Source organism: Plantactinospora sp. WMMB782 (assembly GCF_049179135.1).
Lineage (GTDB): Bacteria > Actinomycetota > Actinomycetes > Mycobacteriales > Micromonosporaceae > Plantactinospora.
In genome coordinates, this window is sequence record NZ_JBMHMC010000007.1 from 8,049,028 (window position 1) to 8,074,600 (window position 25,573).

At 72.2% G+C, this 25,573-nt stretch carries 21 protein-coding genes; 12 read left to right on the plus strand and 9 right to left on the minus strand.

What is annotated here, in order from left to right:
* Positions 1-182 precede the first annotated feature (182 nt).
* On the minus strand, positions 183-1,103 hold the full coding sequence (locus tag ACN28A_RS37880; protein ID WP_421403812.1) for a peptidase M23: 921 nt from the start codon (positions 1,101-1,103) through the stop codon (positions 183-185).
* A gap of 292 nt (positions 1,104-1,395) precedes the next feature.
* Between ACN28A_RS37880 and add the strand changes: the two genes are divergently transcribed.
* The 5 genes from add to ACN28A_RS37905 all read left to right on the plus strand — a co-directional run bounded on the left by add (position 1,396) and on the right by ACN28A_RS37905 (position 6,150).
* Positions 1,396-2,508 (plus strand): adenosine deaminase, encoded by a 1,113-nt coding sequence (gene add / locus ACN28A_RS37885; protein WP_421403814.1) that lies wholly within the window; start codon positions 1,396-1,398, stop codon positions 2,506-2,508.
* 3 nt (positions 2,509-2,511) lie between these two features.
* Entirely contained in the window at positions 2,512-3,432 is a 921-nt protein-coding gene (locus tag ACN28A_RS37890) for a proteasome assembly chaperone family protein (protein ID WP_421403815.1), read from the plus strand.
* Between the two features lie 85 nt (positions 3,433-3,517).
* Positions 3,518-4,318 carry an exodeoxyribonuclease III gene (locus tag ACN28A_RS37895; RefSeq protein WP_421403817.1) on the plus strand — a complete coding sequence of 267 codons (801 nt, stop codon included), beginning with the start codon at positions 3,518-3,520 and terminating at the stop codon, positions 4,316-4,318.
* A gap of 54 nt (positions 4,319-4,372) precedes the next feature.
* Positions 4,373-5,776, plus strand: coding sequence for a PQQ-binding-like beta-propeller repeat protein (locus tag ACN28A_RS37900; RefSeq protein ID WP_421403819.1), 1,404 nt, complete (start codon positions 4,373-4,375; stop codon positions 5,774-5,776).
* Positions 5,777-5,817: 41 nt separating this feature from the next.
* Entirely contained in the window at positions 5,818-6,150 is a 333-nt protein-coding gene (locus tag ACN28A_RS37905; protein ID WP_421403821.1) for an antibiotic biosynthesis monooxygenase family protein, read from the plus strand.
* A gap of 197 nt (positions 6,151-6,347) precedes the next feature.
* Here ACN28A_RS37905 and ACN28A_RS37910 read toward each other — a convergent pair whose 3' ends face one another.
* Together ACN28A_RS37910 and ACN28A_RS37915 are read right to left on the minus strand one after the other, a co-directional pair.
* On the minus strand, positions 6,348-7,058 hold the full coding sequence (locus ACN28A_RS37910) for a class F sortase (RefSeq protein ID WP_421403823.1): 711 nt from the start codon (positions 7,056-7,058) through the stop codon (positions 6,348-6,350).
* Positions 7,059-7,078: 20 nt separating this feature from the next.
* Positions 7,079-7,582, minus strand: coding sequence for a hypothetical protein (locus ACN28A_RS37915; RefSeq protein WP_421403825.1), 504 nt, complete (start codon positions 7,580-7,582; stop codon positions 7,079-7,081).
* Positions 7,583-7,959: 377 nt separating this feature from the next.
* Here ACN28A_RS37915 and trmB point away from each other — a divergent pair, with 377 nt between their 5' ends.
* The 3 genes from trmB to ACN28A_RS37930 all read left to right on the plus strand — a co-directional run bounded on the left by trmB (position 7,960) and on the right by ACN28A_RS37930 (position 12,188).
* On the plus strand, positions 7,960-8,709 hold the full coding sequence (gene trmB, locus ACN28A_RS37920) for a tRNA (guanosine(46)-N7)-methyltransferase TrmB (RefSeq protein WP_421404861.1): 750 nt from the start codon (positions 7,960-7,962) through the stop codon (positions 8,707-8,709).
* A 100-nt stretch (positions 8,710-8,809) separates the two neighbouring features.
* On the plus strand, positions 8,810-11,314 hold the full coding sequence (locus ACN28A_RS37925; protein ID WP_421403827.1) for a DEAD/DEAH box helicase: 2,505 nt from the start codon (positions 8,810-8,812) through the stop codon (positions 11,312-11,314).
* Positions 11,315-11,357: 43 nt separating this feature from the next.
* A complete protein-coding gene (locus ACN28A_RS37930) occupies positions 11,358-12,188 on the plus strand; it encodes an inositol monophosphatase family protein (protein WP_421403829.1) in 831 nt (276 codons plus the stop codon).
* Between the two features lie 49 nt (positions 12,189-12,237).
* Here the strand turns inward: ACN28A_RS37930 and ACN28A_RS37935 are convergent, their stop codons facing one another.
* The 4 genes from ACN28A_RS37935 to ACN28A_RS37950 form a co-directional block, all read right to left on the minus strand.
* Positions 12,238-12,507: a hypothetical protein gene (locus ACN28A_RS37935; RefSeq protein WP_278062880.1), complete on the minus strand. Its 270-nt coding sequence runs from the start codon at positions 12,505-12,507 to the stop codon at positions 12,238-12,240.
* Between the two features lie 43 nt (positions 12,508-12,550).
* On the minus strand, positions 12,551-13,231 hold the full coding sequence (locus tag ACN28A_RS37940; RefSeq protein WP_421403831.1) for a 2-phosphosulfolactate phosphatase: 681 nt from the start codon (positions 13,229-13,231) through the stop codon (positions 12,551-12,553).
* Positions 13,232-13,340: 109 nt separating this feature from the next.
* Complete coding sequence (locus ACN28A_RS37945) at positions 13,341-13,937, minus strand: hypothetical protein (RefSeq protein ID WP_421403833.1); 597 nt, start codon at positions 13,935-13,937, stop codon at positions 13,341-13,343.
* A 562-nt stretch (positions 13,938-14,499) separates the two neighbouring features.
* Positions 14,500-14,973 (minus strand): tetratricopeptide repeat protein, encoded by a 474-nt coding sequence (locus tag ACN28A_RS37950; protein ID WP_421404863.1) that lies wholly within the window; start codon positions 14,971-14,973, stop codon positions 14,500-14,502.
* Positions 14,974-15,272: 299 nt separating this feature from the next.
* Between ACN28A_RS37950 and ACN28A_RS37955 the strand changes: the two genes are divergently transcribed.
* Together ACN28A_RS37955 and ACN28A_RS37960 are read left to right on the plus strand one after the other, a co-directional pair.
* A complete protein-coding gene (locus ACN28A_RS37955; RefSeq protein WP_421403835.1) occupies positions 15,273-15,761 on the plus strand; it encodes a hypothetical protein in 489 nt (162 codons plus the stop codon).
* A 186-nt stretch (positions 15,762-15,947) separates the two neighbouring features.
* Complete coding sequence (locus ACN28A_RS37960) at positions 15,948-16,598, plus strand: hypothetical protein (RefSeq protein ID WP_421403837.1); 651 nt, start codon at positions 15,948-15,950, stop codon at positions 16,596-16,598.
* A gap of 193 nt (positions 16,599-16,791) precedes the next feature.
* On the opposite strand, the gene ACN28A_RS37965 is transcribed toward ACN28A_RS37960, so the two are convergent.
* Positions 16,792-19,044 (minus strand): S8 family serine peptidase, encoded by a 2,253-nt coding sequence (locus ACN28A_RS37965; RefSeq protein ID WP_421403839.1) that lies wholly within the window; start codon positions 19,042-19,044, stop codon positions 16,792-16,794.
* 156 nt (positions 19,045-19,200) lie between these two features.
* Complete coding sequence (locus ACN28A_RS37970; RefSeq protein WP_421403841.1) at positions 19,201-21,903, minus strand: MGH1-like glycoside hydrolase domain-containing protein; 2,703 nt, start codon at positions 21,901-21,903, stop codon at positions 19,201-19,203.
* Positions 21,904-22,113: 210 nt separating this feature from the next.
* Between ACN28A_RS37970 and ACN28A_RS37975 the strand changes: the two genes are divergently transcribed.
* Together ACN28A_RS37975 and ACN28A_RS37980 are read left to right on the plus strand one after the other, a co-directional pair.
* A complete protein-coding gene (locus ACN28A_RS37975) occupies positions 22,114-24,051 on the plus strand; it encodes an amylo-alpha-1,6-glucosidase (protein WP_421404865.1) in 1,938 nt (645 codons plus the stop codon).
* A gap of 167 nt (positions 24,052-24,218) precedes the next feature.
* Positions 24,219-25,538, plus strand: coding sequence for a glycosyltransferase family 4 protein (locus tag ACN28A_RS37980; protein ID WP_421403843.1), 1,320 nt, complete (start codon positions 24,219-24,221; stop codon positions 25,536-25,538).
* Positions 25,539-25,573: the final 35 nt, after the last annotated feature.

A 25,573-nucleotide genomic window follows, 5' to 3' on the forward strand; every position in this document is an offset into this window, starting at 1 on the left:
GCGTGGTCCTGTACTCCAGGTTTACCCGATCCCCCGCGCCGCCACACCGGCCGCGCGATCCGCAGCCGTGCCGCTCCACCAATCGTGGCAGCCGTGCCGCTCCACCATCGTGGTTGCCCCGGGCAAGTCGCCGGTGCTCGATGCGGCACCCCGGCGGCCACCGGCGGCGGGGTCGGCCGGCGTCAGCGCCAGGACGGTACGAGCGCGTCGACCACCCGGGTGGCCTGCCCCTCGTGCTTGGCGTAGTGCTCGGGATATGCCGAGTACTGCACCGCCTGGGCCGCCTCGGTCAGCCGCATCCGCTCCCAGCCGGGTACCTGGCGCAGCGCCTCGAAGAACCGCGCGCTCGCGTACGCCGGGTCCATCAGCCGGTTCACCGGCCCCCACCCGCTGCTGGTGCGCTGCTGGAACAGCCCGACCGAGTCGTGGTCCCAGCCGGTGCCCTGGTGCCGGTAGCGCTTGGATTCCGGCAGCACCTCGCTGGCCCGGTTGAGCAGGGTGCTCTCCTGCATGGCGGTGGCCACCCCGATGATCAGTCCACGGCGCGAGATGCCCATGTCCCGACCGGTCCGGACGATGGCCCGGGCGTTGTCCATCTGGACCTCGCTCAGCCCGGCCACCGGCTTCGCGTCGTCGAGTGGCGACGCCGTGTCCGGGTCCGGTCCGGCCGGCTTCGCCGCGTCCGACCGGTCGTGGTTGCCGGAACGGCTGGACCGGTCCGCCGAGCGGTCGGCGCCGGGCTGCGCGCGGGTGCCGTCGTCGGGGCGGGAGAGCGCCACCTGGTCCTCGCTGCTCGCGGTGCCGGGCTCGGCCGGGTCGGCCGGCGACACCGCTTGGACGACGGCCAGTGCGCCGAGGCAGCAGAGCACCCCGGCGGCCACGGCGATCCGGGCCGGGCCGAGTAGCCGGAGGTGACGGCTCAGGGGCAACAGCAGCAGGAGTAGGAGGCTCCGCAGCCCGGTGGCGGCGCCGGTGGCCCGGAGGCCCCGGGGCGGCTGCGGGGGCAGGGCCCCGGATCCCGGGTCGGAGGAGGGGACATCGTCCGATCGGACAGTGCTGGGCACGGCGGGGTGTCCGCTCTCAGAACGGTCGTCGTCAGGCATCCGACGAGGCTAGGCAGGTCGATGGCCGATTACGCCGGGTCACCTGGTGGTCTCGGCCACATCCCCGGATCGGCCAACCGGGCACCGGACCGCAGGCCCGGCGGGGATCGACCAGTCCCGACAAACAAGGCATTTACGAAGAAGTACGTTTATTTCGTCAGCCGGGTAGCTAACTCCGAATCGGCCGGGCCGCCCGCAACATCAACGACTTCCCCCGTTCGGTCGAGCCGACCACAGCCACCCGGACCCCCGCCCCTTCCCCGGACCGGCCGCCGTCGTGAGACCGTGGACCATGGCATCGGCCACCGACCCACTACCGCAGCAGAATCGACCCAGTCAGCAGGACCCGTTACCGCACCACGACCTCCGTCGGCTACCGAAGACCAACCTGCACCTGCACCTCACCGGCTCGATGCGCCCGGCGACGCTGGCAGAACTGGCGGACCGGTACGGGCTGCCGCTGCCCGAGCCGCTCCCACCCGGAACCCTCTCCGGCTGGGCCGCGTTCCAGGGCCGCTACGACCTGGCCCGGGCGGCGCTGCGTACCGCCGAGGACCTGAGCCGGGTGGTGGCCGAGGCGACCGCCGACAACGTCGCCGACGGCGCCGGCTGGATCGAGATCCAGGTCGACCCGACCGCGTACGCCGACCGGCTGGGCGGGCTGGAGCCGGTGGTGGAGGCGGTCCTCGCCGGGGCGGCCGGCGGACGTACCGGAGTGGTGCTGGCGGCCAGTTGGGCCGGACCGCCCGCCCGGGCGGACACTATCGCCCGGATCGCCACCCGGTACGCCGGACACGGCGTCGTCGGCTTCGGCCTCTCCAACGACGAGCGGCGGGGCCGGATCGCCGACTTCGTCCCGGCGATGCGCACGGCGACCGGGGCCGGGCTGCTGGCCGTGCCGCACACCGGCTTCTACGAGCCGGCCTGGCACGTCCGGGACTGCGTCACGCTGCTCGGCGCGCACCGGGTCGGGCACGGGCTGACCGCCGCGACCGATCCGGTCACCCTCGACCTGTTGGCCGAGCGGTCGGTGGCGATGGAGGTGTGTCCCAGTTCATACCCGCCGTTCGGGGTCACCGCCGGGCTGGCGGCCACCCCGTTACGGGTGTTGCTCGACGCCGGTGTGCCGGTGGCGCTCGGCACGGACGACCCGCTGCTGTTCGGCACGGACCTGCTGGACCAGTACGTGCTGGCCCGGGAGGTACTCGGCTGCACCGACGCCGAACTGGCCACCCTGGCCCGCACCTCGATCGAGGCGTCCGCGGCACCCCGGGAGGTCCGGGCCACGATGCTGGCAGGGGTCGCCGACTGGCTCGGCGGAATGGACCAAGATAGCGGCAGCGTTTGCTACATCGGGGACGCCGTCGCAGACGGCGCGTCCCGGCGTACTCCGAGGAGGTCCTGACCGGTGCTCGACCCGAACGAGCTCTACGAGCTAACCGACGATCTGCCCGAGCTGGGTCAGCCGGTGCTGATCCAGGCGCTCTCCGGCTTCGTCGACGCCGGGAACGCGACCCGGCTGGCCAGGGAACACCTGGTGTCGGCCCTGGAGTCCCGGACGATCGCCACCTTCGACGTCGACCAACTGCTCGACTACCGCTCCCGACGCCCCACGATGATCTTCGTCGAGGACCACTGGGAGCACTACGAGCAGCCGAAGCTCGAACTGCACCTGCTGCGCGACGACGACGACACCCCGTTCCTGCTGCTCGCCGGCCCCGAACCGGACTTCCAGTGGGAACGCTTCATCGCCGCCCTGACCAGCCTGATCCAGCGCCTCGGCGTACGCCTGACCATCGGGTTGAACGCCATCCCGATGGCGGTGCCGCACACCCGCCCGACCGGGGTGACCGCGCACGCCACCCGCCCGGAGCTGATCACCGGCTACGAGTCGTGGCTGCAACGCATCCAGGTCCCGGGCAGCGCCGGCAACCTGCTGGAGTTCCGCCTCGGCGAGCAGGGCCGGGACGCGGTCGGCTTCGCGGTGCACGTGCCGCACTACGTGGCCCAGACCGAGTACCCGGGCGCGGCGGAGCTGTTGCTGACCTCGGTCTCCCGGGCCACCGGGCTGCTGCTGCCGACCGAGTCGCTGCGGACCGCCGCCGAGGCCGTCCGCGAGGACATCGACCGGCAGGTGGCGCAGACCGACGAGGCGACCTCGCTGGTGCACGCGTTGGAGGAGCAGTACGACGCCTTCACCCGGGGACGGGGCGGGCCGAACCTGCTCGCCACCGAGAACGGGCCGCTGCCCACCGCCGACGAACTCGGTGCCGAGCTGGAGCGCTTCCTCGCCGAGCAGGGCCGCCCGGGCGAGAACCCCGGCACCTGACGGCGGCACACGTCGCCCCGATCGGGCCCCGGGACGCGTGGCTCGGCTACCTGCGTTCCGGGTGCCGATCGGGCAGGCTGGGCAGATGCGACTGGCGACCTGGAACGTCAACTCGGTGAAGGCCCGGCTCCCCCGGCTGCTCGACTGGCTCGCCGGCACGAAGCCGGACGTGGTCTGCCTCCAGGAGACGAAGTGCCCGGACGGCGCGTTCCCGGCCGACGAGGTCGGCGAACTCGGCTACGAGGTGGCCAGCCACAGCGACGGGCGGTGGAACGGGGTGGCGATCCTGTCCCGGGTCGGCCTGGCCGACGTCGCGGTCGGGTTCGCCGACGAGCCCGGGTTCCCCGAGCCGGAGGCGCGGGCCATCTCCGCGACCTGCGCCGGGCTGCGGGTCTGGTCGATCTACGTGCCGAACGGGCGTACCCCGGACTCGCCGCACTACGAGTACAAGCTCGCCTGGTTCGCGGTGCTGCGCGACGCGCTCGCCGCCGAGCTGCGTAACGGGCTGTCGCTGGCGGTCTGCGGCGACTACAACGTGGCGCCGACCGACGCCGACGTCTGGGACCCGGCGCTCTTCGTCGACTCGACGCACGTCACCCGAGCCGAGCGGCAGGCCCTGGCCGACCTGCGGGCCCTCGGCCTGGTCGACGTCGTGCCGACGCCGATGAAGGGCCCGCACCCGTTCACCTACTGGGACTACCGGGCCGGGATGTTCCACCAGAACAAGGGCATGCGGATCGACCTGGTGTACGCGACGGAGTCGTTCGCCGGCCGCGTCACCTCTGCCTATGTGGACCGGGAGGCCCGCAAGGGCAAGGGCCCGTCCGACCACGCCCCGATCGTGGTGGACGCCGACGTCGAACCGGCCGCCCGGGATGCCGAATAATTTTCCCGGCAGAGCGTGGGCCAGAAGCGGGGAGCGGATGGAAGACATCGGGACGTGGTGATCGACCTCGGCACCGAGCGCTACGAGCCGCCGGCCGCACCCGCCAGGGCGCCCCGTGAACTGCGCCTAGGCCGCTGGCGGGTCACGGGGGCGGTCCTTGCCGGAATCCTCGCCCTCAGCGTCGGCGGCGCCGCCAGGTCCCCGGGACCACCGCTGCGCGAGGTGCACGCCGCGCCGCTCGGCCCGGCCGACACCTACACGCTGGCCGACGGCCTGCTCCTCACCACCTCGGTGATCGACCCCACCGACCAGGCGAAGCGCCGGATCGAATGCCACGACCTCACGCGGCGGCGCCAGCTCTGGTCCATCGACCTCACCCTCGACGACAACCACCTCGGGCCGAGGATCGGCGGCGGTCTGCTGCTGGTCTACGAGAAGGCGGCCGAGGGGGCGCCGCCACACACCACGGCGCTGGACCTGCGGACCGGGCAGCGGCGTTGGTCGGTGCCGTACCGCTCGCTGCTGCTGCCCGACGGGCCGATCGCGCTGGTCCTGGACAACGTCTTCCGGCCGGCGTCACGGCTCCGGCCCGGCCAGGTCGAAGGCGCGGGCGAGGTCTACCACGGGTCGGACGGTCACGCCTACGGCGAGCCGCCGATCGAACTCGTCGTCCGGGGGCTCGACCTCGACACCGGTCGGCTGCGCTGGGCGCTGCCCCGGCTCGACAGCGTCCGCCTGGTCGAGACGTCCGAGGGGCAGCCGCCCGTGTTGCTGACCTCGTCGCCGGACGGCGCCGTCGAGGTGCGGGACCTGCTCTCCGGCAGGGCCAACCACCGGCTCGACTGGCCGGGCGGCGAACTCGCGCGTGCGCAACGGATCGGCGAGACCGTCGTGGCTGTGGCGCAGTCCGGATCCGGGCAGGTCGTGACGACGTACTCCGCGGATCTGCGGCAGCGGCGGTGGAGCCGCGAGCTCACGGGCACGCGCGACTTCGTCGAGCGCTGCGGACCGCTGCTGTGCCAGGCCCGGGACACCGGGACGAGCGCGCTCGACCCGGCCACCGGCGAAACCCGATGGGAGCTGCCGGGGCCGCTGCGGCTGCTCTCCCTCGGCCCGTGGCTGGTCGAGATGGACCAACGGACCGCACTTCGCCGGGTCTTCGAGACCCGGACCGGCCGGACCGTGGCCGATCTCGGCGGCTGGCGGTTGACCGACAACTCCGCCTGGCCCGACGAGATTCCGCTCCGCACGGACCAACCGCCGCTGGTATTCCAACCGAATGTCGCCAGCGAACAGACCTGGTACGGCATGATCGATTCGGCCGGGCCGTCGGTCCGCCGGCTCGGCCTGCTGCCGTACCCCACGGAGGAGTGCGTGGCCGCCCAGCGGTTCATGGCCTGTCGGGTGCCCGGGGCACAGCTCCGCGTCTGGCGCTACGACCCACCCCGCCTGCTCTGACGACTGCCGTGCCGGCCCGATCGACGGCCTAGGCTGACGTCATGGCAGTAGTGAAGATCAACGCTATCGAGGTCCCGGCGGGTGCCGGTGCGGAGTTGGAGCGCCGGTTCGCCGCCCGACGAGGCGCGGTCGAGAACTCCCCCGGCTTCCTCGGCTTCGAACTGCTCCGCCCGGTGGCCGGCGAGGACCGGTACTTCGTGTACACGAAGTGGGAGAGCGAGGAGGCGTACCAGGCGTGGGCCGCCGGGCCGGCCCGGGAGGCGCACGCGCGGGGCCCCGCCGACGGGAACGGCGAGCGACCGAAGCCGGCCGCGACCGGTGCCACACTGCTGGAGTTCGAGGTGGTGCAGGCGAGCGGCCCGAGCAGCCCGTAGCCGTCCGGGGCGCCTCCGGCCGATCGGTCCGGGGCGCTGCCGGGTGCGGGGTCAGCATGCCGCGGCCTCGGCGACGATCGCGGCACGACGTGGACGAAGACGAGTTGCCGGGTGATCGAGTTGCCGGGTGATCGAGCGCTCCTGCCGCTGGCTACCCCAACGCCGCTGACGCTTCAGCTGGCGGACCGGCGGTTCGGTCACGGCTTGCGGGAGTCGACCAGGGAGGCGAAGGCGATCACGTTGTCGGAGTAGCCGGTACCGCCGCCGACCCAGCGGCCGCCGCAGGTGATCAGGCGGAGCCAGGGGCGCCGGAAGTCGCCGTACACCCGCTCGGCCGGGAGCCTGTCCTTGTCGAAGTGCTCGACGGAGTTGACCTCGAAGATTGCCACCGACCGGTCCTGCCGGGTCACCTCGATCCGGGCTCCCGGCCGGAGCTTCACCAGATCGTGGAAGACCGAGGGCCCGTCCCGGGTGTCCGCGTGCCCGACGATGATCGCCGGCCCGAACTGGCCGGGGGTCGGGCCCCGGTCGTACCAGCCGACCTCGTCGTGCTTCTCCAGCGCGGGTACGGCGATCGACCCGTCGTCGGCCAGCCCGACCCGGTGCACCGGGGCGCGTACCCCGATCGACGGGACGGTCAGCTTCGTCGGCCGGCTCGGCGCGAGCACCGGGAACTCCCGGGGCGGCTCCTTGCTGCCGCCGCCCAGCCAGCGCCACGGTCCGCCCGCCGACTGGCCCAGACCGGCGCCGGTGGCGAAGATGCCGACGAGTACCAGGACGATCGCCAGCGGCCCGACGATGCTCCGCCGGGGGCGACCGCCGGCGGACCGGGCCGCCGGGTGCCGCAGGTGCGCGGCCGGCTGCCGGCTGCCGAGCCAGGGACGCCGGCCGCTGGAGGTACGGGCCATCTGGGCGGCACTCCTCGCGGTCAGGTCCGGCGGGCGGACGTGGACCGGGCCCGACGACGGATCGCGACCAGTCCGAGTACGGCACCGAGTACGGTGCTGGCCAGCCCGCCGGTCACCAGCAGCCGGCCCGGGTCGTCCCCGGCGGTGCCGCCGAAACCGGTCGCCGGCCCGCGCTGCGGCCGGGTGGGGCCGACCACCATCAGCCTGGTACTGGCGCTCCCGCCGTCCGGACAGCTCAGCCGGACCCGGTAGGTGTCCGCCCTGGCGCTCTCCGGCACGGCGGCGACCGCGGTGAGGAACCCGGCCTGCGGCTGCACGGTCACGCTGCCGAAGGCCGGCGACTCGACCGTGGCCGGCTGGGTGTTCGTCCGGCAACTCGCCTTGATGCCGACCATGAAGCCGGCCTCGACGGTGCTCGGATTGACCTGAACGAAGACGTCGGCGGCGCGGGCCGGGGCGGGTGCGGCCAGCAGCAGGGCGAGCGGGACACCGCAGAGGACCGCGATGCGTCGCCCCGTTGCCACTGGTCCCCCTCCCGGCGCCTCGGGCAGCGCCGGAGCTCCGGGCCCCGGGGCCTGCCGTATGCGGAAATCCTCTCATCTGTCGACGCCGAGCACATCCACTCGGGCGATCTCGATCAGATCCCTTGCCAGGTCCGGGCCTGATTCGGCCAGCTCCGGGCCTGACCCGTTGCCGGGATCATCCCGTTGGCAGATCCGGGCGCCGGCGGCGGTAGCTCCGGCGGCCGTCCGCGCCGATCGCGTAGGCTGGCTTTCCCGTGACCCTCACCAGCCAGGACCAGACCGGCCAGACCGGCCAGACCGGCCAGACCGCGCCGGCCCCGCGGCCCGCGCACCCCACGCCGCCCGCCGGAACAGCAGAGCCGGCGCGCTCGGGCCGGCTGGCCCGGATCCGCACCTTCCACCCGCGCCGTGGACGGCTCAGCGGACGACACCTGGACGCGCTGGACCGGCTCTGGCCCCGGTACGGCCTGACCGTCCCGTTTCCGGCCCACCCGGACAACGGGCCGCAGGGCCCACCGGCTCCCGAAGGTGCGGTGACTCCGCAAGGCCCGCCGGCTCCGGAGGGTGCGCTGGACCTGGTCGAGCTGTTCGGGCGTACCGCACCGGTGGTGCTGGAGATCGGTTCCGGGATGGGTGACGCCACCGTGGCGATGGCCGCCGCCGACCCGGGGCGGAACTATCTCGCCGTCGAGGTGCACACCCCGGGCATCGCGAACCTGCTCGACCTCGCCGAGCGGCAGGGGCTGACGAACGTCCGGATCGCCCGCGGCGACGCCCTCGACCTGGTCCGCTATCTGCTGCCGCCGGAGCGGCTCGACGCCGTACACGTCTTCTTTCCCGATCCGTGGCCGAAGCCGCGGCACCACAAGCGCCGGCTGGTCCAGCCGGCGCACGTCGCGCTGCTGCGCTCCCGGCTCGTTCCCGGCGGCGTCCTGCACTGCGCGACCGACTGGCCCGAGTACGCCGAGAGCATGCGTGACACCCTGACCGCCGACCCGGAACTGGTGAACCTGTTCCCCGGCTTCGCGCCCCGCCCGGCGCACCGGCCGGTGACGAAGTTCGAGCGGCGCGGAACAGCGGCCGGCCGCCCCATCCACGACCTCATCTTCCGCCGCGCCCAGGTGTGAGGAAGGGACCCCGCATATCGTTTTCTGTTGTAGCGGGGGCCCTTCCTTACACCTGGGGCGATTGGCGTTGCGGAGCTGGGCCAGGCACCATGGACCGGCTATGACGCTCACCGACCAGCTGCCGGGCAGCGCCGATCCCGACGCCCTCTTCGACGCGTTCGCCGGTTGGGCGCAGGAGCGTGGCCTGAGCCTCTACCCGCACCAGGAGGAGGCGCTCATCGAGATCGTCTCCGGGGCGAACCTGATCCTGAGCACCCCGACCGGCTCCGGCAAGAGCCTGGTCGCCACGGGTGCGCACTTCGCGGCGCTCGCCGACGACCGGGTCAGCTTCTACACCGCGCCGATCAAGGCGCTGGTCTCGGAGAAGTTCTTCGCGCTCTGCGACATCTTCGGCGCCGAGAACGTCGGGATGCTGACCGGGGACGCCAGCGTCAACGAGGACGCCCCGATCATCTGCTGTACGGCGGAGATCCTCGCCAACATCGCCCTGCGGGACGGCGAGCGGGCCGACGTCGGCATGGTGATCATGGACGAGTTCCACTTCTACGCCGAGCCCGACCGGGGCTGGGCCTGGCAGGTGCCGCTGATCGAGCTGCCGCAGGCGCAGTTCGTGCTGATGTCCGCCACGCTTGGCGACGTCACCCGATTCCAGGAGGACCTGAGCCGGCGTACCGGGCGGTCGACGGCACTGGTCCGCAACGCCGAGCGGCCGGTCCCGCTGATGTTCTCGTACGCGATGACGCCGCTGCACGAGACCCTGGAGGAGCTGCTCTCCACCCGGCAGGCGCCGATCTACGTGGTGCACTTCACCCAGGCCGCCGCGCTGGAACGCGCCCAGGCACTGATGAGCGTCAACGTCGCCACCCGGGCCGAGAAGGACATGATCGCCGAGGCGATCGGCAACTTCCGGTTCACCGCCGGCTTCGGGCGTACGCTGTCCCGGCTGGTCCGGCACGGCATCGGGGTGCACCACGCGGGGATGCTGCCGAAGTACCGGCGGCTGGTGGAGACGCTGGCCCAGGCCGGGCTGCTCAAGGTCATCTGCGGCACCGACACGCTCGGCGTCGGGATCAACGTGCCGATCCGCACCGTCCTGTTCACCGGCCTGTCGAAGTACGACGGGGTGAAGACCCGGCTACTCAAGGCGCGCGAGTTCCACCAGATCGCCGGCCGGGCGGGGCGGGCCGGCTTCGACACCATCGGCACGGTGGTGGTGCAGGCGCCGGAACACGTGATCGAGAACGAGAAGGCGCTGGCCAAGGCCGGTGACGACCCGAAGAAGCGCCGCAAGGTGGTCCGGAAGAAGCCGCCGGAGGGTTCGATCGGCTGGGGCCGACCCACCTTCGAGCGGCTGGTCGAGGCCGAGCCGGAGCCGCTGACGTCGAGCTTCCAGGTCAGCCACGCCATGCTGCTCAACGTGATCAGCCGGCCCGGCGACGCGTTCGCCGCGATGCGGCACCTGCTGACCGACAACCACGAGGAGCCGGCCGCGCGGCGCAGGCACATCCGACGGGCCATCGCGATCTACCGGGCGCTGCTGGCCGGCGGCGTCGTCGAGCGGCTCGCCGAGCCCGACGAGCAGGGACGACGGGTACGCCTCACCGTCGACCTCCAGCTCGACTTCGCGCTCAACCAGCCGCTGTCGCCGTTCGCGCTGGCCGCGATAGAACTGCTGGACGACGCCTCCCCGACGTACGCCCTGGACGTGCTCTCGGTGATCGAGTCCACTCTGGACAACCCTCGGCAGGTGCTCTCCGCGCAGCAGTTCAAGGCGCGCGGCGAGGCGGTCGCCGCGATGAAGGCCGACGGCATCGAGTACGAGGCCCGGCTCGAACTGCTCGACGAGGTGACCCACCCGAAGCCGCTCGCCGAACTCCTCGACGCCGCCTACGAGATGTACCGGCGCGGGCACCCCTGGGTCGCCGACTACGAACTGCGGCCCAAGTCCGTCGTCCGGGACATGTACGAGCGGGCGATGACCTTCGTCGAGTACGTCAACTTCTACGGCCTGTCCCGGTCCGAGGGGCTGGTGCTGCGCTACCTGGCGGACGCGTACAAGGCGGTGCGGCAGAGCGTTCCCGAGGACGCCAAGACCGAGGAACTGATCGACCTGATCGAGTGGCTCGGCGAACTGGTCCGGCAGGTCGACTCCAGCCTGATCGACGAGTGGGAGCGGCTGCGCAACCCGAGCGCCGACCCGGCCACCCTCCTGGTGGACGAGAAGCCGCCGGCGGTCACCGGCAACGTGCGGGCATTCCGGGTACTGGTCCGCAACGCGCTGTTCCGCCGGGTCGAGCTGGCCGCCCTGCGCCGCTACGACGAGCTGGGTGCGCTGGACGCCGAGGACGGCTGGGACGCCGACGCCTGGGCCGACGCGCTGGAGCCGTACTTCGAGGCGTACGACGAGATCGGCACCGGGCCGGCGGCCCGTGGCCCGGCGCTGCTGATGATCGAGCAGGGCCGGGACCGCTGGACGGTCCGGCAGATCCTCGACGACCCCGACGGCGACCACGACTGGGGAATCAGCGCCGAGGTGGACCTCGCCGCCTCCGACGCGGCCGGCACTGCGGTACTCCGGGTGACCGAGGTGGGCCAGCTCCAGTAGCCGCCGCCCGGCCCGGGGCCGGCGCGCCCATATCCTTGCGCACATGACGATCACCGATCACGAGCTGGCCGTCGCGGCGGCCCAGGCGGGCGCCGAGGTGGTACGCGCCGGCTACGGCTCCGCGCTGGCCCGGATCGACAAGGGTTCCGGGGACTTCGCCACGGCCGCCGACGTCGAGGCGGAACGGGTGATCGTGGAACTGCTCCGCGCCGCCCGCCCGGACGACACCGTCGTCGGCGAGGAGAGCGGGCGTACCGGATCGGCCGACTCCGGCCGGGAGTGGCTGGTCGACCCGCTCTGCGGCACGCTCAACTACGCCGCCCGCAGCATGCTGGTCGCGGTGAACGTCGCGCTCCGCTCCGGCCCGAAGACCGGCCCGGAGTCCCGTTCGGAGGTGGTGGCGGCGGCCACCGCCGACCCGTTCAACGGTGAGGTCTTCTGGACCGACGGCAAACAGGCCCGGGTACGCCGCGACGACGTGGACGCCGATCTCCGCCCGTCGGCCGAGTCGCACCTGGTGGACGTCAACCTCGATCCGCCGTTTCCGAACGATCCCGCCTTCCGGGCCGTACGCCTGCTCGCGAACCGGGATTTCGTCGAGCGGTTCCGGCCCCGCGTGCTCTCCACCACCCTCGCGGTGGCCTGGGTCGCCGCCGGCCGGCGGGCCGGCTACGTCACCGACGGCCACCTGCGGGACAGTGTGCACTTCGCCAGCGGGATCGCGCTGTGCCGGGCGGCCGGCTGTGTGCTCACCGACCTGCGGGGGAACCCGTTGCACAGCGGCCCGGGTGGTCTCGTCGTAGCGGCCGACGAACCGACCCACGCCGCCCTGCTGGCCATTGTCGACGAGCAGTTCCGCACCGGCACCCCGTGACCTGACAGGGTCTCCGGCCGCCGACGGTGCCGGCCGGCCCACTCGACTCTCAGCGGCGGACCCTGCGCAGGCAGGCGACGAAGCCCTGGTCCATGTTCACCAGCTCCCAGCCCCGGGTCTCCAGGAACTCGACGGCGGTCAACACCTGGTCGATCATGGTGTTCTCCCCGGCGGCACGGTCGAAAGCCGCTCCGACGAGCGACGACATCGACACGTTCGGACCGACGACGACGTAGCGGAACGGATAGCCGTCGAGTACCACCCGACCGGTGAGGATGTCGTTGGCGCGAAAGACGCGGGCGGGACGGGGCGGTGACACCGGCACATCATTCCACGATCCGTCAGACCGGCAGACGTACCGGTCAGCAGGGCACCTTGGTGAGGACGACGTGATCCTCGCGGATCTCCCCGACCATCGCGAAGTCGTCCCGGTCGACATCGCAGCAGAACCGCACGTCGCCGGAGAGGTCGACACGTTCGGGCGCGGGCAGCCGGGCATAGCCACGGGCATGCTCGGCGGCACCGTCCATGATGGCCGCGACCAGATCGTCCCGACGCGGCGCCGCCCCGGCGAGCAGATCCCGCAGGTATTCCGCGCAGGCCCGGTCCTCACTGGTGGTACCGGTGCAGACGAGCGCGTACGGAGTCCGTGCGTGGTTGCCGGCGATCCACCGGGCGGCGGCACCCACGTTCACCGCTGACACCGCGAGCAGTGCCGCCGGGTCCGGGCACCGGGCGAGCCCGCGGGTGCCGTTCGAGGTCGCCTGGATCAGACGCCGGCCGTCGAGCCTCGCCACCGACATCTCCAGCGGCGAGTTCCCGAAGTCGAAATCCGCGGGCTTGAGCCCGTTGGTCTCCCCGACCAGCAGACGGTCCGGGTTCCGCCGCCGCAGTGCTCGGGCGACCTCGACGGACGGCGCACACGCTATCTCGGTCACGCCGCGCTCGAAGGCAATGGCGGCCGTGGTGAAGGCCCGAATCACGTCGATGACGACGACAACCGCGCCGGCCGGAACCTCGGAGTGCATACCCACGATCGACACAACCGCCGATCGTCGCGCCCGTGGGCCCGGCCCGCAAGGACAATTCCAGCCGTCTGGAGTCCTCCACCAACCGGTCCTGCCGTGCGGCCACGTTGGATCGGGTCCAGACCTATGTTGCGGGACTGCCGCCGGGGCCCTTCCTGAGTCGGAATGCGCGACGTTCCTTGGAGGCCGGCCAGTGGAGCCGCCCGGTCAGTCGCCAGTACCGCACGCACGCCCATACCTCGCGTAGCCGGCTCGGGACGCAGGGCAGGTGCTCGCACAGATCCTCGGGCTCACCGCCCAGCTCAGGGGGAATGTGGTCCCAGAACTCCTTCGACCGTGACGCTTGCCCGCTGCGTGTCCAGCGGTAGTCGTCCGGCGCCTTGGTCCGAGCCATCTGCAGCATCCGGATCTCCCACCCCTCCCCGTGCATGACGGCGAGGAGGCCCAGGCCCCAGACGTGTCCCCTCCGGCAGCGGTGGCACAGATCAAAGTCCAGCTCGCCCCAGCTCCGCTTGCCGGTCATCACGAGGATCTGACGGCTCTCGCTGTGCGGCGAGTACCGGAGGTACTCAAGCCTGGCGTACCGGGCCGCGGATCGCGAGCCGTCGGCATGTGCGCGGGCAAAGATCAGATCGCGCCGCCGTTCCGCTTCGATCTCGTGTACGGGGCGGCCCTCGTTCGCTGCGTCGTCATCGTATGCCGAGCCATACTCAAATCGCACATTTCGAGCCTAGCCTATATTTCTCTCCGTTTACCTGCTGCTACTGGCCGGCGTGGCCACCGCAGCTCCGCGCCGCCCCAGCGACGTAGATGCGGAGTCCGCAAGATCACCCGCAAAGGTAACCGGACGCCGACAAGGTTCACCCGGACCCGACAGCGACCCGCCTGCCGGGTCCGCCGGAGAACCGACGCTCATCCCACGGCATCCTGCTCTCCATCGACGCCGTTCTCCGGCGACCCACTCGGCGCGTACGGGTGACTCGCAACTCGTTTCGGACGGCTCGCAAGATCATCCGCAGGGGAAGTCCGGACTCCGCAAGGTTGGCGCGGACGCGAGTTCCGATGTCGCGTCCGGTTGGAGGTTGCGAATGACCAAGGAGCTGACCAGGGACTCGCAAGGTAGGTCCGGACACCATCGAACCGGATCGTCCGGAGCTACTTTGCGGATTCCTGGCTGATGGAGTCCGCAGTCGCTCCGCGAGCTGTCGGTCGCGGTCGCATCCGGGCGGATCGACCAAACGCCCGCAGGCGCGGTGACCGCGTGAGCCGGTTCGCCGGCACGGTCAGTCGTCCGGTCGGGCCAGCAACGCGTCAAGCCGTTCCTGGGCACGGCGGGCCCAAATGGAGTCGGGATTGGCCGGGTCGCCGTAGGTGATCGCGAGTTGGTAGTAGGAGCAAGCCATGGCGGTATGGCCCTGCTCGATCAACATGTCCGCAAGGTCGGTCGCGGCACGCGGCGCCCATGCCTCGTGCCGGGAGTCGATGGCTCGCTGGTAGCACGCCTGGGCTGCGTCCCGGTCCCCCTGGCGTCTTAGCAGGTTGGCCATCCACCAGGCGCCACCGGGCCGGCAGTGGTAGTCGTTCGAGTCCATCGCCCGCTGAAATGCCCGCAGCGCTCCGTCTAGGTCGCCGCGGGTCGAAAGGCGGTCACCGAGGTCGATCGCCGCGCGCGGCGTCCGCCAGCGAATTGGCCAGAGCAGCATGATCCACCCTCCTGCACGGTTGAGCCCCGACGTCACGGTATCGGCCGGATACATGACAGTCACGCCACGGTAAGTGCACCATCTTCGACGGCTCGCAAGATCACTAGCAAGGTAATCCGGACAGTCGCAAGGTTCGGGCGGACGCGACAGCCGATGTCCGGTCCACGCGACCTGGCCAACCGTCGGCTCGCTGACCAGCGCCTGGCCAGGTGATGTGGACGGTGGATCGCAGTTGGTGTCCGGAGGTAGATGGCCACTTCTGCGCGCTTCTGGCAGGCGAACCCTGGCTCAGGGCGCCGGCACTGAGTACCCGCACGGATGCGCGGTACCAGGATCGATGATTCTTTAGCGTCATGTCACGACACACCGTCACCTCTCGACGGAGGCTCGCCCCGGCTCGCCTCACGACGACCGGCATCGGCGCTCTACTGGCCTGCCTTGTCGTGCTGTCAGTCGCAGGATGCGGCAACGCTGCTGAGGGTCAGGTGACGAAAAGGGCCGAGCAGGTCGCCCACGAGACCGAGCAGTGGGCGACCGACTCGCACAACCTGGAAGGCTGGAAGAGCAACCAGGCGGTGCTCAACACGCTCGTCTCCCGGACCGAGGGCGAGCAACTCATCTCCGTGATCCACAACCCTGACGAGTATGGGGTGGGTCTGCTCGCGACGGTCGAGGTCGTGATGGTGGGCCAGGCATCTGAACACTGGCTGGGTGGAACGGAGATTGACTACAACGTCTGCGTGCGATTCGAGGTCCGGAGGGGAACCAGCGGCCCTCGCGAGATCACGCCGGAGGTCATCGACTGCCCGCGCGAGGTTCCGGCAACCCGGGCACCGGGGTGACGTCAGCGGCAACCGGAACCGGCCAGCCACCTTACGCGGACTGGCCAGCCGACTGGCCAAGTCCCGCGGACTTGGCCACCTTCGACTGGACCGGACAGGCGATATGTCCGTTACGGGGTGGGCGGAGCGGCGAAAATCAATTAGAATGTGTGTACTAAAACGGCTGCTGAACTGGGAGGACTAGCCGTGCCAGAGTCCGTCGCCACCGCTCCCGCTCCCCTCCCCTACGCCACCCTGCTCGCCTTCACCCGCTACGTCGACCGCACCGGCCCGGCCAAGGCGACGTTCGTCGGCGGCCTGCGCAAGCAACGCGCCAGCCGCTCCGGCTTCAACCCGCACGGCCAGCTCGTCAAGGCACTCAAGACCGACATCGCCTTCCGGACCGGTGGCCGGCACCTGGCCGAGATCGCCGGCCTGGTCAAGCCGCGCTGGCGCCCGCTCTACGAGGCGCTGGTCCCGGGTGCGGTGAGCTACCTGCACTCGCTCGGCGACCTGTCGACTGTCGAACTCGCCCAGACCCACGACGCGCTCGGGATGGTCGGCGAGCTGCCGGTGAAGGTCAACCCGCACCTCGGCCTGCGTTACGACGACGGCCGGCGGGAGGCCGTCCGGCTGCACTTCGACGAGCAGCCGCCGAGCCAGGAGGCACTGCTGGCCACCCTGCACCTGATGGGCCGCCAGATGGACCAGGTGCTTCCCGGCGCCGAACCGGTACTCGTCGACATCCGCCGGGGCATCACCCACCACCGCGATCCCGCCGTCCGCCCCGACCAGGTGGAACGCTGGCTCGCCGGTGAGGCGGCCGCCTTCACCGCCATCTGGTCCACCGCCGCCTGACCGGCTCCGGACACCGACTCGCCGTCGCCGGACTTCCCGGCGCCCGAGACGCAGTACGTGGTGCGTGATCGGGGACGGTTCGTGGCCCGGGTCGACCTTGCCGGGCCGGCCGCCGGGGTAGCGGAGGAAGAGCGGCCTCCAGCGAAGGGAGGCCACTCTTTCCCCGATAGAGCGCGATCTTCCCCCGGTACCCTCAGACGGCGAGCGACCAGGTGTTCAGGTGGCCGGTGTAGGGGGACGCGGCGTCCTGGACGCGGAGGCGCCAGGTGCCGTTTCGGGGTTCGGCGGAGAGGTTCAGCAGGAAGACCTGGTCGACCGGTGAACCGCCGGGGACCCGGTTGCGCAGCAGGTAGGAGCTGCCGTCCGGGGCGACCAGCCGGATCACCAGGTCACCGACCCGGCCGTGTGTGATCCGTACCGCGACCGCGCTCGTCGTCGAGGCGTTGCCCGAGCAGCCGGCGAGGACGATCGGGCTCTGCACCGTGCCGAGGTCCGGGATGGCGACGGCACCGCTGCTGCCGGCGCAGGCGGTCGGCGTACCGGCGGTCAGGTTCAGCGTCCAGATGTCGATGCTGCCCACGTCGGCGACGGCCGCGTCCTGCACCCGGAGCCGCCACCGCCCGTTCGCCGTCTCGGCGGAGAGGTTGACCCGGAAGGTCTGCTCGAGGTTGTCCTCGGCGCCGCCGGTCCGGTTGTGCAGCACGTACCCGCTGCCGTCCGGCGCCAGCAGCGTCACCACCAGGTCGGCGCGGAACGTGTGCAGGATGCGTACCCGGACGGTGCTGGACGCCGACGCCCGGCCCGGACAGCCGGCGACGGTCACCGTGCTCTCCACCGTGGACAGGTCCGGGATGGCGACGTCGGTGTTGTTCGTGCCGGTGCAGCCGCCCGGGTTGGTGACCGTCAGGGTGTACCGGGCGGTCCGGGTGGCGTGTGGTCCGGTGCCGGTGACCGTCACCGGATAGCTGCCGGGCACCGCCGCCGAGCCGACCCGGACGGTCAGCACCGACGACCGACCGGTGACGACGGTGGCCGGGTTGAAGCTGGCGGTGACGCCCCTGGGCAGCCCGGTGGCGCTCAGCCTGACGGTCTGGGCCGAACCGCCGGTGAGCCGGGTGCTCACCGTCGCGGTGACCGCACCGCCGGGGGCGGCCGAGCCCCTGACCGGGGCGACCGTGAGGGCGAAGTCGTGCGCGGGCGGCCGGATGTCGCCGACGTAAAGCAGGACGTTCGGCGAGCCGGGGCCGGGATCGGTGACCAGCCCGGTGGTGCCGGCGCCGACCAGGGTGTCCCGGATCTGTGCCGGGGTGTACGACGGATGCTGCTCCAACACCAGCGCGGCCGCGCCGGCCACGTGCGGCGAGGCCATCGAGGTGCCGTCCGCCGGCCCGCTGGCGGTGTCGCCGTCGATTGTCGACGAGACGATCGCCACCCCCGGGGCGAAGATGTCGACGCAGCTGCCGTAGCTCGAGAAGGCGGCCCGCGCGTCGGTGCGGCCGGGGCCGCCCGGGAAGCCGCCGGTGGCCGCCACGGTGATCGCGGCGGGGACGCTCGCCGGGGAGCCGAGGCAGGCGTCGACGTTGGAGTTGCCGGCCGCGACGGCGTAGCTGACGCCGTCGGCGATCGAGTTCGCCACCGCCGCGTTGGCGGCGCTGTTAGCCGGACCGCCGAGGCTCATGTTCGCCACCGCCCGCTCGCCGGGGTCGTGGTCGCCGGTGACCCAGTCCACCCCGGCGATCACCCCGGCGTAGCTGCCGTTGCCGCCGCAGTCCAGCACCCGTACCGCGACCAGGGTGACGCCCTTGGCGACACCGTACTCGGTGCCGCCGACGGTGCCGGCGACGTGCGTGCCGTGGCCCTGGCAGTCGTCGGCGGGTCCGCCGTCGACGGCGTCGAAGCCGGAGACCGCCCGGCCGCCGAAGGTACTGTGGCTGAACCGGATGCCGGTGTCGACGACGTAGACCCGCACCCCGTTGCCGGTGTTCGGGTAGGTGTAGCTGTTGTCCAGCGCCAGCGGGCGCGTGTCGATCCGGTCGAGGCCCCAGGAGGGGGTCGGGGTCTGTGTGCCGGTGAGCCGCACCCGGTGGTTCTGTTCGACGTACGCCACCGCCGGGTCGGCGGCGAGTCGCCGGGCCGCGGCGGCGGGACCGGTGAACTCGAAGCCGCGCAGGGCGTGCCGGTAGGTCCGGGCCACCTTTCCGCCGGCCCGGGACGCGAGTACGTCGGCCCGGGCGGTCACCGCGTCGGCCCGGACCGACGCCTCGTCGAGTACCACGAGATAGCTGTCCGCGACGGCGGTCGGGCCGCCCGCGTGCCGGATGGTGCCGCCGGCCGGTGCGGCGGTCGCCGGTGCCGCGGTGCCGAACAGTCCGACGGTGACCGCGGCGACCAGCGCGACGACCGGCCTTCCCGCCCACCGCTGTCCTGAGGTGCTGGCAATTCTCATCGCCGTTCTTCTCCCCTCCTGCCGGTGGCCGGAGCCCGCGCGACGGTGCCGCGACGCCGCCCCGGACACGGCTAACGGGACACTACGAGGGGTGGTTGAATACTGGCGGACAGTAACCGACAGCAGGTCAGTCGGTATCTGGACCGGCGGCGGCCGTCACCTGCGCAGGGTCAGGATCAGGTCGACCACCAGGGCGGTCCAGCCGGTCTGGTGCCAGGCGCCCAGCCCGGCGCCGTTGTCCCCGTGGAAGTACTCGGGGAAGGCGAGCAGGTCCTTCCAGTCCGGGTGGGTCTGGAACAGCTCGGCGATCCCGTAGATCGGCCGGCGCCCCCACTCGTCCGGCAGGAAGAGCGCGATCAGCCGGGCGGAGAGGTCGTCGGCGATCTCGGTGAGCGTGTGCTTGCTGCCGGACCGGGTCGGATACTCGACCAGCAGGTCGTCGCCGAAGAACGCCGCGTGGTCCCGGAGCGCCGAGATCAGCATGAAGTTCGTCGGCATCCAGATCGGGCCGCGCCAGTTGGAGTTGCCGCCGAAGAGCCCGGAGGTCGACTCGGCCGGCTCGTAGCCGACGGTGAACTCCTGCCCACCCAGCTCCACCGCGAACGGCTTCTCCAGGTGCCGTCTGGAGAGCGTACGCAGGCCGTACGGGGAGAGGAACTCCTCCTCGTCAAGCATCCGGGCGAGCAGTCGGACCAGCTGGTCCGGGCCGACCATGGAGAGCAGCCGCTGCTGCCGGCCGTCCCCGCCGAGCCGCCGGCCGCCGATCACCCTTGCGTACTCCGGCTTGTTGGCCAGGAACCAGCGCAGCCGGGCGGTCAGCTCGGGCAGCCGGTTAAGGGTCACCGTGGTCAGCCGGGTGATCGCGGCCAGTGGCAGCAGGCCGACCACCGAGCGCACCTTCAGCGGCCGGCTGCTGCCGTCCGGCAACCGCAGCTGGTCGTAGAAGAAGCAGTCCTCCTCGTCCCAGAGCCCCTGCTCGTGCGCGGCGGCGGCGATGTACGCGAAGTGCTCGAAGAACTTCGTCGCGATGTCCGAGTACGTCGGGTCGTGCACCGCCAGGATCAGCGCCATGTCGAGCAGGTTCAGCGCGTACATGGCCATCCAGCCGGTGCCGTCGGACTGCTCCAGCACCCCGGCCACCGGCAGTGCGGCCGAGCGGTCGAACGGGCCGACGTTGTCCAGCCCGAGGAAGCCGCCCTCGAAGACGTTGTTGCCGCCGATGTCCTTGCGGTTGACCCACCAGGTGAAGTTCAGCAGCAGCTTGTGCATCATCCGGGCCAGGAAGTCGAAGTCCCGACCGCCGTCGATCTCGAAGACCTTCAGCGCCGCCCAGGCGTGCACCGGCGGGTTCACGTCACCGAACGCCCACTCGTACGCCGGGATCTGCCCGTTCGGGTGCAGGTACCACTCGCGGAGCAGCAACAGCAGCTGCGCCTTGGCGAACCCCGGATCCACCCGGGCGATGGTGACGCAGTGGAAGGCCAGGTCCCAGGCGGCGTACCAGGGATACTCCCAGGGGTCCGGCATCGAGATCACGTCGAAGCTGTTCATGTGCCGCCAGGAGCTGTTCCGGCCGTACCGGTGCCCGTCCGGCGGCGCCGCGGCGGCCGGGTCACCGGTCAGCCACTGCTGCACGTCGAAGTGGTAGAACTGCTTGCCCCACATCAGCCCGGCGATCGCCTGCCGGGCCACCAGCGCCTCCTGCTGCGACGCGCCGTCCGGGATCAACCGGGCGAAGAACTCGTCCGCCTCGGCCCGGCGGGTGGCCAGCACGGCGTCGTGCTCGGCAGCGAGGTCGAGCGGCGGGGCCGGCTCGCTGGCCGGCGGCGGCGCGGTACGGGTCAGCCGCAGTTTGACCGTCGCCTCGCCCCCGGCCGGCACCTCCAGCACGTAGTGCAGCGCACCCTTGGTGCCCTCGCCGGCCGGGTTGACCGTGTCCGCGCCGTTCACCACGTGGTCGTTGATGCCGTCCTTCGGGTACGCGCTGCGCCCCGGCAGCCCCCAGAGCCGCTCGGTGTTCGTCTCGTTGTCGCAGACCAGCGCGGCCGGCCCGCCGTCGCCCTCCAGCACCAGCTGGCCGAGCACCCAGTGTTCGCCGACCAGCCGGCCCGGGGTGCCGTGAAGCTTCGGCACCTGGTCGCGGCCGGGCAGGCCCCAGGACCAGGTGTTGCGGAACCAGAGGGTGGGCAGCACGTGCAGGGTGGCCGGCTCGTCGGCCCGGTTGGCGGCGGTGATCGAGATGCACATGTCGGTCGGGGACGCCTTGGCGTAGTCGACGGTCACCGCCCAGTACCGGTCGTCGTCGAAGATCCCGGTGTCGACAAGCTCGTACTCCGGCTCCTCCCGGCTGCGGGCGGCGTTGACCGCGACGAGTTCGTCGTACGGGAAGGCGGCCTGCGGGTAGTGGTAGCGCCAGCGCATGAAGGAGTGCGTCGGGGTGGAGTCGAGATACCACCAGTAGTCCTTGACGTCCTCGCCGTGGTTGCCGCCGTCCCCGCCGAGCCCGAACATCCGCTCCTTGAGGATCGGGTCCACGCCGTTCCAGAGCGCCAGACCGAAGCAGAAGGTCTGCCACTCGTCGCAGATCCCGGCCATCCCGTCCTCGTTCCACCGGTAGGTCCGGGACCGGGCGTGGTCGTGCGGGAAGTAGTCCCAGGCGGTGCCGTGCTCGCTGTAGTCCTCCCGGACGGTGCCCCAGGCCCGCTCGGCGAGGTAGGGGCCCCAGGCCCGCCACGGCTCCTCACCGGCGTCGGCCGCGGCCAGCCGGAGACGCTCCGGATCCGGCTGGACATGCCCCGGATCCGACCCACCCCGCTCCGGGCCCGGCTCGGTGCGCCCAGCGTCCCGCCTGTCGTCCATTCGACTCCCGCCCGTCATCCGACCGCTGTGGCTGCGGCCATCCTTCCGATCATTGTGATCGGTCCCGCCTTACCCGGCCAAGGATCGCGACGACCGCAACCACCGACCGTGTGTGCCGGATCACCGCCAGCCGGGGCCGCGCGTCCCAGACGCCGGAGCCGCACCACACCGGCTGTGTGTGTCGGGTCACCGGAGGGCATCATGGGCGCCATGCTGCCGATCGAGTTCGGGCCGCGGGTCTGCGGTCACCTGGAGGCCGGTGTCGACCGGGAATGGCTGGTACCGGACGGCCTGGGCGGGTTCGCCATGGGCACCGTCAGCGGGCTGCGCACCCGGCGCTACCACGGCCTGCTGGTGGTGGCCGGGGAAACCCCGGCGGCCCGCCGGCTCGGGCTGGTCAGCCTCGACCCGGAACTGGTGCTGCCGTCCGGCGCGGCGGTCCGGCTCGGCGCACACGAGTGGCGCTCCGGCGACGTCGACCCGGACGGCTTCGCGCTGCTGGAACGCTTCGAGCTGGTCGACGGGCTGCCGCGCTGGCGGTGGCGGGTCGGCGACCTGGTGCTGGAGCGGGAGCTGGCGATGGCGTACGGCCGCTCCTGCCTGGCGGTCCGGCACCGGCTGCTCGCCGGCGGCCCGGCCCGGCTCGGGCTGGCCGCGGTGGTGACCTGGCGGGACGGGCACGGCGAGCGGCGCGCGGACGGGCCGGCCCCGAAGGTGGAGCCGGTGGCCGGCGGCGCGGTCGTCGAGGACGCGTTCCGGCTGGCCGGGCCGGAGTGGATGGCGCAGGGCCAGTGGTGGCACGGGGTGCACCACCGGGAGGAGGCGGCCCGGGGGCTCACCCCGGACGAGGACCTCTGGTATGCGGGCCGGTTCGGCGGGCCGCTGGACCGGCCCGGGGACAGCGTCTCGGTGCTGGCCTGGGCCGGTGACCTGGCCGGGCAGCCGCCGCCGGCCGACGAGCTGATCGAGGCGGCCCGGCGGCGCAACCGCCGGGTGGTGGCGGCCGGAAAACCGGCCGACGCGGTGACGGCGACCCTGACCCTGGCCGCCGACGCCTTCGTGGTCGGCACCGCCACCGGGCCGGACGTGGTGGCCGGCTATCCGTGGTTCGGCGCCTGGTCCCGGGACACGATGATCGCGTACGAGGGGCTGTTCCTCGGCACCGGCCGGGCCGACGAGGGCCGCGAGCTGCTCCGGGCGTACGGGTCGACGCTGTCGGAGGGGATGCTGGCGAACACCGCCGACACGGGGCGGGTGGAGTACAACACCGTGGACGGCACGCTGTGGTTCCTGCACGCGGTGCACCGGCACGTCGCGGTGACCGGGGACACCGACCTCGCCGCCGAGCTGCTGCCGGGGCTGCGCGCGGTGGTCGACGCGCACCTGCGCGGCACCCGGTACGGCATCGTCGCCGACCCGGCCGACGGCCTGCTCGGCCAGGGCGCCCCCGGGGAGGCGCTGACCTGGATGGACGCCCGGGTCGACGGCGAGCCGGTGACCCAGCGGGCCGGCAAGCCGGTCGAGGTGAACGCGCTCTGGGTCAACGGGCTGGCCGCGATCGGCGAGCTGGCCGGGCGGCTCGGCGCGGACGCCGGGGCGGCTCCGGCCGCGCACCGGAGAGCCCGCGCCGCGTTCCGGCGCCGCTTCCCGGCCCCGAGCGGCTGGCTGCACGACGTGGTCGACGCCCCGGCACCGGCCTATCCGCGCGGCGCCGCCGACCGGCACGACGACGACCTGCTCCGGCCCAACCAGCTGCTCGCCTGGTCGCTGCCGCACGCGCCGCTGGACCCCGATCCGGTGGTGCTGCGCCGGATCGGGGCCGCCCTGCTCACCCCGCTCGGCCCGCGCAGCCTCGCCCCGGACTCCCCCGGCTACCTGCCCCGGCACCGGGGCGGTCCCGCCGAGCGGGACTCCGGCTACCACCAGGGCACCGTCTGGCCCTGGCTGATCGGCCCGTACGCCGACGCCTGCCGCCAAGCCGGGCTGCCGGTCGACGAACTCTTCGCCGGGCTGCTGGCGCACCTGTCCGAGTACGGGCTCGGTTCGGTGAGCGAGACCGCCGACGCCGCGGCCCCGCACGGCGCCACCGGGGCGCCGTTCCAGGCCTGGTCGGTCGCGGAACTTCTACGGGTACGCAGCGGCGGCTGACGCGGCTGCCGGCGAACTGACCGAGCGGCGTTACATGCCCGCAACGGCCACGTCTTCGCCGGTTTTCCCGGCACCGGCAGTATTGGCGGCAACCCAATGACGCGTAGGCACCCGTAACAGGTGTCTCTACGCGGCTGCGTTGGATTCAACTCAAAGGGGGCTGGGCCATGTCACCGAACGCCGAGGTCATCAACTTCCCCGCGGCCCGCCCGCTGAAGGTGCTCATCCTCTCCTGGGAGTACCCGCCGGTGCTGGTCGGCGGGCTCGGCCGGCACGTGCACGCGCTGGCCACCTCGCTCGCCGCCGCCGGGCACCAGGTCACCGTGGTCACCCGGCACGGCGAGGGCGCCCCGGTCGAGGCGTACGCCGGCGGGGTGCACGTGCTGCGCGCCCCCGAGGACCCGGTCGGCTTCCCGCTGGCCACCCCGAGCCTGCTGGCCTGGACGATGGCGTTCAACCACACGCTCACCCGGACCGCGCTGCGGGCCGCCCGGACCGCCGACTTCGACGTGATCCACGCGCACGACTGGCTTGTCGCGCACACCGCGATAAACCTCGCCGACCACCTGGACATCCCGCTGGTCACCACGATCCACGCCACCGAGGCGGGCCGGCACCAGGGCTGGCTGCCGGACGAGATGAACCGGACCATCCACTCGGTCGAGCACTGGCTCAGCGCCGAGTCGCACCGGGTGATCACCTGCTCCGGCTACATGCGGGACCAGGTGAACGCGCTCTTCGGGCTGCCGGCCGGGCACGTCGAGGTGGTGCCGAACGGGGTCGACGACCGGGCCTGGTCGGCGCAGCCCCGGGCGGTGGCCGCGGCCCGCAAGCGGTACGCGGGTGCCGGGCCGCTCGTCGGCTTCGCCGGCCGGCTGGTCTACGAGAAGGGGGTGCAGCACCTGGTGCACGCCGTACCGAGGCTGCGGGAGCGGCATCCGGAGCTGCGGGTGGTGATCGCCGGGGACGGGCCGTACAAGGCGGAGTTGCAGGAGCAGGCGCGGCGGCTCGGGCTGGAGCGCAACGTACGCTTCGCCGGGTTCATGACCGAGCGGCAGTTGCCGGCGATCCTGGCCGCCACCGACGCCACTGTGGTGCCGAGCCTCTACGAGCCGTTCGGGATGGTGGCCCTGGAGGCGGCCGCCGCCGGTGCGCCGCTGGCGGTGGCCGCCACCGGCGGACTGGCCGAGATCGTCGAGTCCGGGGTGACCGGGGTGACCTTCCCACACAGCGATCCGGACGCGCTGGCCGGGGCGGTCGACTCACTCCTCGGCGACGAGGTCTTCGCCCGCCGGGTGGCCCGGAAGGCCCGCACCATGGTCGCCGAGCGGTACGGCTGGACGAGCATCGCCGCCCGGACCGCCGCGGTCTACGCCAGTGCGGCGCACGCCGGCCCGGCGCCGCGGACCCGGGCGGGGAGCGGGGCGGGGCGGATCGTCGTACCCGAGGGGAGGAATCTGCTGGCCCTCGACGGGGCCGCCTGCTGACGCAGCGCCGCACCGGCCGCCGGACCCGGCACCGT